Source organism: Pseudochrobactrum asaccharolyticum (genome assembly GCF_003314995.1).
Lineage (GTDB): Bacteria > Pseudomonadota > Alphaproteobacteria > Rhizobiales > Rhizobiaceae > Pseudochrobactrum > Pseudochrobactrum asaccharolyticum.
On sequence record NZ_QNRH01000003.1, the window covers coordinates 196,553 to 207,879 of the forward strand.

1 protein-coding gene is annotated in these 11,327 nt (G+C 52.4%); it reads right to left on the minus strand.

Annotated features, from left to right (window positions below; translation table 11 throughout):
• A partial coding sequence (locus tag DFR47_RS21755) for an Ig-like domain-containing protein (RefSeq protein ID WP_113944152.1) occupies positions 1 to 10,687 on the minus strand: 10,687 nt, incomplete at its 3' end.
• Between the last annotated feature and the right edge of the window lie 640 nt (positions 10,688 to 11,327).

Sequence of the window (11,327 nt, forward strand, 5' to 3'; positions counted from 1 at the left end):
CACCGTCAACGATCTTGGCTGTGAAGGAGTGATTACCCTCTGTCAGATCGGTCGCAGGTGTGAATGTCCAGTTGCCATCAGCATCTGCGGTTGCCTGACCAATGATTGTACCACTGTCATAGATATTGACCTTTGCATTGGCATCGGCCTTACCCTTGATCTCAGGGCGGGTATCATCGGTTGGCTTGCCGTTGCCGACAGTACCGGTGATGGAGCCGACATCATCAATCACTTCTGTGATCGATGGTGTGCCAGGCACAGCTGTCGAGACGATGATCGTGAACGGATCGGACATCGCACTGGATGTACCAACCTCATTGACCGACTGAACCGTGAAGGTATGGCTGCCGTCATTGACAAAGCCGGTATAGTTCCACTGACCTGTGACCTGTACGGTGGTCTCACCAACATATTCGCCATTGACGAAAATCTTGAGGATGGTTCCCGGTGCAGCCGTACCCGACAGGGTCGGCGTGGTATCATTGGTGGTGCCGCCTTTCGGTACAGCACCGATACCCGGCTGGGCATCATCCCAGATCTGATCAATCGTCGGTGTTTTTGGCACAGACAGATCAATGGTAACCCGCCAGCTGCCGGACTGGGCACTTTCGTTGCCCGCAGTATCTGTTGCCGTCACAGTAAAGCTGTGCGCACCTGTTGCCAGATCGGTGGTTGGTGTGAAGCTCCATGTGCCATTGGCATTGGCTGTGGTCTGACCAATCAGTGTGCCATTGTCATAAATCTTAACAACGGAACCGGCTTCTGCACCGCCACCGGAGATGGTCGGGCGCAGATCGTCTGTGGATTTACCGTCAGCAACATTACCCTGAACAGAACCGACATCATCATAGACCGATGTGATCGACGGGGCATTTGGTGCCAATGTGTCAACATTGATACGCCATGTGGTTGAATAGGCGCCTTCATTGCCGGCCGCATCCACTGCTTTAACGCGGAAGGTATGCGAGCCATTGGCCAGATCACTATCCGGTGCAAATGACCATTTGCCGTCTGTTACAGTCACTTCACCAAGCAGGGTTGTGCCGTCATAGATACGCACTAATGTAATGTCATCTGAGGCTGTGCCGGAGATAACAGGGCGCGGATCATTGGTAATGCCGCCATTGGTGATCTCACCGACAATCGGCTCTGCGGCATCGACAACAGACGTGATCGCCGCATCGGTGCTGCTTGGGGCCGTTGTATCAACATTCAGCGTAAAGGCATCAGAGCTTGAACCTTCATTACCCGCCGCATCAACAGTGGTGGCGATGAAGTCATGTTTGCCTTCCGACAGGGTCGGAACGTCAAAGGCCCAGTTGCCGGAAGCATCTGCCTGTATCTGACCCAGCAGCTTGCCGCCGGAATAGATGCGGATAAAGCCGTTCGGCTCCGCACCATTACCATTGAGGCGTGGTGTGGTGTCATTGGTAAAGCCGCCATGGACCACTTCACCGGTATTCGGCAGTACGTCATCGCTGGCGCTGCTGATCTCAGGCTTATATTTGGCATCAGGTGGAGTGAGGTCGACCTCAATCGTCCAAGGCATCGAGGCATTGCCTTCGTTACCGGCCGCATCTGTCGAGGTGGCTGTGAAGATATGCACACCCTCATCCAGATCAGTGGTTGGTGTGAACACCCATGTGCCATTGGCCGCAGCTTTGGTCTCACCCAACAGCACGCCATTGTCATAAATCTTGACGGTGGAGCCGCCCTCAGCACCCGAACCCGAGATCGTAGGCTTGGTATCATCGGTGGTTTTGCCCGAAGCAACCGCACCCGTGACAGAACCAACATCATCGAGAACCTGTGTGATGGTTGGTGCATTTGGTGCTGTCGTATCAATGGTCACACGCCATGCGGTCGTGAACGGACCTTCGTTACCGGCGCCATCAACCGCTTTGACGCGGAAGTTATGCACGCCATTGGCCAGATCGCTATCCGGTGTGAATGACCAGATTCCGCCTGTCACCGATACTTCACCGAGCAGGGTTGTACCATCATAGATACGCACCAATGCGATATCGTCTTTGGCTGTACCGGAGATGGCAGGACGGGCATCATTGGTCAGACCGTCTTTGGCGATCTCACCGACATGTGCCGGTACATCATCATAAACGGAAGTGATCTCCGCATCGGTAACTTTCGGTGCGGTTGTATCGACAGTCAGTGTGAATGGTTCAGAGCTTGAACCCTCATTACCGGCCGCATCTGTGGTCTTGGCAATGAAGACATGTTTGCCTTCAGAACGGGTCGGAACATCAAAGCTCCAGTTACCATTCGCATCGGCCTGTACCTGACCCAGCAGTTTGCCTTCGGAGTAGATACGGATGAAGCCATCCGGTTCTGCCCCGTTACCATTGAGGCGTGGCGTTGTATCATTGGTAAAGCCGTTATCGATAACCTCGCCGGTATCCGGCAACACATCATCGCTGGCACTGGTGATCACAGGCTTAAACTTTGCCTCTGGCGGTGTGATGTCAACCTCGATCGTCCAAGGCATGGAAGCAGAACTTTCATTGCCTGCAGCATCGGTTGCAGTCACGGTGAAGGCGTGAACGCCTTCCGCCAGATCAGTGGTCGGTGTGAAGCTCCATGTCCCATTGGCATTAGCATTGGTCTGGCCAATCAAGACGCCATTATCATAGATCTTAACAACGGAACCGGCTTCTGCGCCATTACCCGACAGGGTTGGCTTGGTATCATCGGTGGTTTTGCCAGAAGCAACCGCACCGGTGACTGTGCCCACATCATCGAGAACCTGAGTGATCGCAGGCGTGTTTGGCGCCAATGTATCAACAGTGATCTTGAACTCAGCGGATTTAACAGAAGTATTACCGGCAGCATCTACACCGGTCACGGTGAAGGTGTGCAGGCCGTTGCCCAGTGCATTGACCGGTGTATATTCCCAGTTGCCGTCTGCATCGGCTTTAACTTCGCCAAGCAGGGTTGCACCATCATAGATGCGCACTGTGCCGTTAGCTTCAGCACCCGAACCCTTCAGCGTTGGTGTAGTGTCATTGGTAAAGCCGTTCTGTGCAACATTACCGGTAATCGGTTCCTGATCATCTGTAATGCTGTCGATCTTCGGCGCATCAGGTGCAACCGTATCCACAGTGATGGTGAAGGCTTCAGAAGCCGCACTCACATTACCGGCCGCATCTTCGACCTTGGCGGTGAAGCTGTAATTGCCATCGGCAAGAGCAGTCGGGGTCTTCCAGTTCCACTGGCCACCGGCATCGGCGGTAACAGTCGCGACCAGAACACCATCCTGATAGATGTGAACTTTAGAGTTTGCTTCCGCACCCGCACCAGACAGGCGCGGACGATTGTCATTGATGAAGGAACCATCGGTGAACTCACCGGTGATCGGACCAACGGCATCATAACCCGATGTAAAGCGTGGCGCATCCGGTGGGGTGGTATCAACAACGATGGTATATGGTGCTGAAGGCTGACCCTCAACGCCTGCTCCGTCAACGATCTTGGCTGTGAAGGAGTGATTACCCTCTGTCAGATCGGTCGCAGGTGTGAATGTCCAGTTGCCATCAGCATCTGCGGTTGCCTGACCAATGATTGTACCACTGTCATAGATATTGACCTTTGCATTGGCATCGGCCTTACCCTTGATCTCAGGGCGGGTATCATCGGTTGGCTTGCCGTTGCCGACAGTACCGGTGATGGAGCCGACATCATCAATCACTTCTGTGATCGATGGTGTGCCAGGCACAGCTGTCGAGACGATGATCGTGAACGGATCGGACATCGCACTGGATGTACCAACCTCATTGACCGACTGAACCGTGAAGGTATGGCTGCCGTCATTGACAAAGCCGGTATAGTTCCACTGACCTGTGACCTGTACGGTGGTCTCACCAACATATTCGCCATTGACGAAAATCTTGAGGATGGTTCCCGGTGCAGCCGTACCCGACAGGGTCGGCGTGGTATCATTGGTGGTGCCGCCTTTCGGTACAGCACCGATACCCGGCTGGGCATCATCCCAGATCTGATCAATCGTCGGTGTTTTTGGCACAGACAGATCAATGGTAACCCGCCAGCTGCCGGACTGGGCACTTTCGTTGCCCGCAGTATCTGTTGCCGTCACAGTAAAGCTGTGCGCACCTGTTGCCAGATCGGTGGTTGGTGTGAAGCTCCATGTGCCATTGGCATTGGCTGTGGTCTGACCAATCAGTGTGCCATTGTCATAAATCTTAACAACGGAACCGGCTTCTGCACCGCCACCGGAGATGGTCGGGCGCAGATCGTCTGTGGATTTACCGTCAGCAACATTACCCTGAACAGAACCGACATCATCATAGACCGATGTGATCGACGGGGCATTTGGTGCCAATGTGTCAACATTGATACGCCATGTGGTTGAATAGGCGCCTTCATTGCCGGCCGCATCCACTGCTTTAACGCGGAAGGTATGCGAGCCATTGGCCAGATCACTATCCGGTGCAAATGACCATTTGCCGTCTGTTACAGTCACTTCACCAAGCAGGGTTGTGCCGTCATAGATACGCACTAATGTAATGTCATCTGAGGCTGTGCCGGAGATAACAGGGCGCGGATCATTGGTAATGCCGCCATTGGTGATCTCACCGACAATCGGCTCTGCGGCATCGACAACAGACGTGATCGCCGCATCGGTGCTGCTTGGGGCCGTTGTATCAACATTCAGCGTAAAGGCATCAGAGCTTGAACCTTCATTACCCGCCGCATCAACAGTGGTGGCGATGAAGTCATGTTTGCCTTCCGACAGGGTCGGAACGTCAAAGGCCCAGTTGCCGGAAGCATCTGCCTGTATCTGACCCAGCAGCTTGCCGCCGGAATAGATGCGGATAAAGCCGTTCGGCTCCGCACCATTACCATTGAGGCGTGGTGTGGTGTCATTGGTAAAGCCGCCATGGACCACTTCACCGGTATTCGGCAGTACGTCATCGCTGGCGCTGCTGATCTCAGGCTTATATTTGGCATCAGGTGGAGTGAGGTCGACCTCAATCGTCCAAGGCATCGAGGCATTGCCTTCGTTACCGGCCGCATCTGTCGAGGTGGCTGTGAAGATATGCACACCCTCATCCAGATCAGTGGTTGGTGTGAACACCCATGTGCCATTGGCCGCAGCTTTGGTCTCACCCAACAGCACGCCATTGTCATAAATCTTGACGGTGGAGCCGCCCTCAGCACCCGAACCCGAGATCGTAGGCTTGGTATCATCGGTGGTTTTGCCCGAAGCAACCGCACCCGTGACAGAACCAACATCATCGAGAACCTGTGTGATGGTTGGTGCATTTGGTGCTGTCGTATCAATGGTCACACGCCATGCGGTCGTGAACGGACCTTCGTTACCGGCGCCATCAACCGCTTTGACGCGGAAGTTATGCACGCCATTGGCCAGATCGCTATCCGGTGTGAATGACCAGATTCCGCCTGTCACCGATACTTCACCGAGCAGGGTTGTACCATCATAGATACGCACCAATGCGATATCGTCTTTGGCTGTACCGGAGATGGCAGGACGGGCATCATTGGTCAGACCGTCTTTGGCGATCTCACCGACATGTGCCGGTACATCATCATAAACGGAAGTGATCTCCGCATCGGTAACTTTCGGTGCGGTTGTATCGACAGTCAGTGTGAATGGTTCAGAGCTTGAACCCTCATTACCGGCCGCATCTGTGGTCTTGGCAATGAAGACATGTTTGCCTTCAGAACGGGTCGGAACATCAAAGCTCCAGTTACCATTCGCATCGGCCTGTACCTGACCCAGCAGTTTGCCTTCGGAGTAGATACGGATGAAGCCATCCGGTTCTGCCCCGTTACCATTGAGGCGTGGCGTTGTATCATTGGTAAAGCCGTTATCGATAACCTCGCCGGTATCCGGCAACACATCATCGCTGGCACTGGTGATCACAGGCTTAAACTTTGCCTCTGGCGGTGTGATGTCAACCTCGATCGTCCAAGGCATGGAAGCAGAACTTTCATTGCCTGCAGCATCGGTTGCAGTCACGGTGAAGGCGTGAACGCCTTCCGCCAGATCAGTGGTCGGTGTGAAGCTCCATGTCCCATTGGCATTAGCATTGGTCTGGCCAATCAAGACGCCATTATCATAGATCTTAACAACGGAACCGGCTTCTGCGCCATTACCCGACAGGGTTGGCTTGGTATCATCGGTGGTTTTGCCAGAAGCAACCGCACCGGTGACTGTGCCCACATCATCGAGAACCTGAGTGATCGCAGGCGTGTTTGGCGCCAATGTATCAACAGTGATCTTGAACTCAGCGGATTTAACAGAAGTATTACCGGCAGCATCTACACCGGTCACGGTGAAGGTGTGCAGGCCGTTGCCCAGTGCATTGACCGGTGTATATTCCCAGTTGCCGTCTGCATCGGCTTTAATTTCGCCAAGCAGGGTTGCACCATCATAGATGCGCACTGTGCCGTTAGCTTCAGCACCCGAACCCTTCAGCGTTGGTGTAGTGTCATTGGTAAAGCCGTTCTGTGCAACATTACCGGTAATCGGTTCCTGATCATCTGTAATGCTGTCGATCTTCGGCGCATCAGGTGCAACCGTATCCACAGTGATGGTGAAGGCTTCAGAAGCCGCACTCACATTACCGGCCGCATCTTCGACCTTGGCGGTGAAGCTGTAATTGCCATCGGCAAGAGCAGTCGGGGTCTTCCAGTTCCACTGGCCACCGGCATCGGCGGTAACAGTCGCGACCAGAACACCATCCTGATAGATGTGAACTTTAGAGTTTGCTTCCGCACCCGCACCAGACAGGCGCGGACGATTGTCATTGATGAAGGAACCATCGGTGAACTCACCGGTGATCGGACCAACGGCATCATAACCAGACGTAAAGTGTGGTGCATCAGGTGCCGTCGTGTCGACAGTAATTGCGAAAGCTTTGGAGGATCCGCTGACATTACCGGCAGCATCAGTTGCCGTCACGCTAAAGCTGTGCGGGCCGTCTGCCAGATCGGTGTCCGGTGTAAAGGTCCATACGCCGTTGGCATCAGCAGTGACAAAGCCAATTTCTTCGCCCTGATCATAAATTGTGACGCGTGATCCGGCTTCCGCCTTGCCGCTCAATGTCGGACGGGCGTCATCGGTAATTCCATTGGCTTTAACAAGGCCTGTGATAGAGCCGACATCATCTGTAACAGAGGAAATTTCCGGACGATCCGGTGCAATTGTATCAACTGTCAGCGCAAACGGATCAGATGCTTCACTCTCATTGCCTGCAGCGTCAGTCGCTTTGACCGTGAATTTATGTTCGCCCTGAGCAAGGTTGGTTTTAGGCTCAAAGCTCCATGTGCCATCATCTTCGGCAATGACAGTGCCGATTTTACGCCCATTATCGTAGATTGTAACCGTAGTGCCGGCTTCCGCTTCCCCTGTCAGGGTCGGGCGACGTTCGTCCGTGATAATGTCAAGCGAGAGTTCTTTACCGGTAGCGTCTGCCACACCGGTAATGGTCGGCTTCACGGGTGCTGTGACATCAACATGGATTGTCCAGCTTGCTGACGGAACCCCTTCATTACCGGCTTTATCGGTTGCGGTTACCGTGAAGATGTGTTCGCCTTCAGCCAGATCTGTTGCTGGTGTGAAACTCCATGTGCCGTTTGCATTGGCTGTTGTTTCGCCAATCAGTACGCCTTTGTCATAAATCTTAACAACGGAACCGGCTTCTGCACCGGAACCGGAAATAACCGGTTTGACGTCGTCTGTGGCTTTGCCGCTGGCAACGTTGCCCTGAATGGAGCCGACATCATCAAGAACCTGTGTGATGGATGGTGCGTTCGGAGCGATGGTATCAATCGTGACATTATAGGCGTCAGAGCGCGGCGAGACATTGCCTGCTTTATCTACGGATACAACTGTGAAACTGTGTTGTCCGTTGCCCAGAGCATCAGCCGGCGTAAAGCTCCACAGGCCGGATGCGTCTGCGGTCACTTCGCCAAGCAGATTACTGCCGTCATAGATGCGTATAATGCCGTTGGCTTCCGCGCCGGAACCGGACAGGGTTGGTGTGTTGTCGTTCGTAAAACCGCCTTTGACGACAGAGCCTTCGACAGGCGCTACATCGTCTGTAATATTGTCAATAACCGGCTTCTCTGGTGCTACAGTATCAATGGTGACACTGAAAGCGCTTGATGTCTGGCTGACATTGCCAGCTGTATCTGTAACAGTTGCGGTAAATTCATAAGAACCGTCGCTCAGGGCTGTTGCGCTTTTCCAGCTCCACTGGCCGGTTACATCGGCGCGTACTGTCGCAACTAAAGCGCCGTCCTGATAGATTTTTACCTGTGCATTGGCTTCTGCACCGGAACCGGACAGTTTCGGACGATTGTCATTGATGATCGCGCCACTCGCAAAGTCACCAACAACCGGACCGACAGCATCATAGCCGATTGTAAACTCCGGTGCTTCCGGCGCAATTGTGTCGACTGTAATTGTGAAGGCTTTAGAAGTGGTACTAACATTGCCTGCAATATCAGTTGCAGTCACTGTGAAGCTGTGAGTACCTTCCGACAGGTTGCTGTCAGGCACATATGTCCAAAGGCCGTTGGCATCAGCCGTAACAAAGCCGATTTCTTCGCCCTGATCATAGATTGTGACGCGGGATCCGGCTTCAGCCTTGCCGCTCAGTGTCGGGCGGGCATCATCGGTCATGGCATTCGGTGCCAGAGTGCCTGTAATCTCGCCGACAGCGTCGGTGATGGATGAAATTTCCGGACGGTTAGGTGCGATTGTGTCGACTGTCAGTGTGAAAGGATCAGTGCCAGCGGTTTCGTTGCCTGCGGCATCGGTCGCTTTGATCGTAAATTTATGTTCACCCTGTGTCAGATTGTGAGAAAGCTCTAAGCTCCATGTGCCGTCAGCTGCCGCTGTAACAGTGCCGATCAGGCGGCCGTTGTCGTAGACGGTAACGGTTGCGCCTTTTTCTGCCTCACCGCTCAGTGTCGGGCGGCGCTCATTGGTAACAACATCAAGTGCCAGTTCATCACCGGCAGCATTAACCACCTTGGCAATAGTCGGTACATCAGGCGCTGTCGTGTCGACATTGATTGTCCAGCTTGCAGAGGAAATACCCTCATTGCCCGCTTTGTCTGTCGCGGTTACGGTGAAGATGTGCTCGCCTTCAGCCAGATCGGTTGTTGGTGTGAAGCTCCATGTGCCATTGGCATTAGCAGTTGTTTCACCCAGCAGAGTGCCGTTGTCGTAAATTTTAACAATAGAACCGGCTTCCGCGCCGGAACCGGAAAGCACAGGTTTGGTTTCGTCCGTGGTTTTGCCATTGGTGACATTGCCGGTGAACTGGCCGGTATTGTCCCGAATTTCTGTGATAGATGGTGCTGTCGGAGGTGTTGTATCCACCTCAAACTGGAATGTTTCTGATTTTTCGCTTTTGTTTCCGGCGGTATCCTGCGCCTGCATGGTAATGCGATGGACGCCTTGTTGCAGGCCGATTTCCGGTGTGAAACTCCATGTGCCGTCAGCGGCAACGACTGTTGAGCCGATTTCGGAGCCATTGTCGAAGAAGCGAATTGTTGTGCCTGCTTCTGCATTTTCACCCTTAAATTCCGGACGGGTATCATCCGTTACGCCGGAAGCAGCAATGGCGCCTTTGATAGATCCTTCGCTATCAATAGCTTCTTTTAAAACCGGTACTGGTGGCGCAACCGTATCGACTTTGAAGACGAGCGCTTCTGTTGCCGGGCTCGTATTGCCTGCCTTATCAGTCGCGGTGAAAGTGATTTTATGTTCACCTTCAGCGAGCGCTGTTTCCGGACGGAATGTCCAGTTGCCGGCGGAATCTGTTACAGCAGTGCCAAGTTTAGTCGTGCCATCATATATAGTAACGGTTGAACCTGGCTCCGCCTTGCCGCTCATAACCGGACGTGCATCGTCCGTCAGGTCGTTTTCTTTAATTTTGCCGGTTACCGCGCCGACTTCGTCCATGACGCTGATGGCTTCAGGGCTCTTTGGAGCGACATCATCGACATAGTCTTTAACGGCGGGAACACTTGTCTTACCATTATTATCGGTGACAACCGCATTGACCTGACCGGAGTTCTGAGAGGTTTCAGAAGTGGCTGTATATTTGCCGTCTGCACCGGCGGTCACGATTTTGCTGGTGCCGTCAGGGAAAGTAACGGTCACGCGGGTGCCCGCAGGGGCTACACCTGTCGCAGTCACTGTACCATCCGGATTGGATTTTGTGTCAAGGGTTGGGGCTGCCGGAGGAGGGGCTTCTTTGCTGCCGCCGCCGCCATTGCCGCCGCCGCCGGAAGCAGCTGCCGCGATACCGCCGGCTGCAAGAGCGGCAAGCAGAAGGGGGTTAATTTCACTATTTGAACCACCACCCGGAACAAATTCAACTTCGCTGCCTGTTGCTGCATCATCAACAGGGATTGTGGCTTTAACGGCCTTTACCGGCCATTCCTCACCATTATGTCTGAAGACCAGTTCAAGCTTCTGTGCGTTATCCGTGGTGAAGAAGCCACTGATACGAATGGTTTTGCCGTTATTCTGGTGGATAACCAGATCATTTCCTGCACGTACATATTTAACAACACTGGCAGGATCGATAGAAACGTAGGCAGTATTACCGTGCTTCGTAACGAGATTCTGAGAATTCTTTGCGGATGATGCTTTAACTTGCTTGGCCATAAACGGGCACTCCGGTTCCTAATCCATCCAAGACTTGATGGATGATCTTGCCCGATAATATATGGCGATAAATCTATTTCACTGTTTTAGAAATGTGTGACCCTTTGTATTAGAGGGTATATATTACAGTTAATGCTGATATTGACGGAAAAGAACTGTTAACAATAATTAATAAAGTATTAATATAAAGGGTTACTTGGTGGTTTTTCCGTTAACTGATTCTATTTACTGTATGTTTTTATGAGGTTTTATTGCTGAGGTCTTTTCATCGCAAAAAAGCCGTATATTTCATGAAGGCATTTAGAATAGAGCGCTACAGTATCGCTATGTTTGCTGTAAATTTCCGTTATATTCATTTGCCTATTTGTACGTAATAAAGATACACATCGTCACCAACCCGACTGCTTAAAGCTTAGGTTTATGGCTGAAAATTTTTCACTGAAGGTATTTTAGCTCGATGCTGCAAAAACTGACGGGGTATATCAGTGTCATATTATATTGCTGCTATCAGCGGTTTATCAAGATGAACGAAGTCGAATGTTGTATCTTTATAGTAAGGCCAGGAGCTTAAACCAAGAAATATAAAATTACGCTTTTGCTCTCCCGTAAGAAAGCCTAAGCGTAAAATTAAAATTTAGCG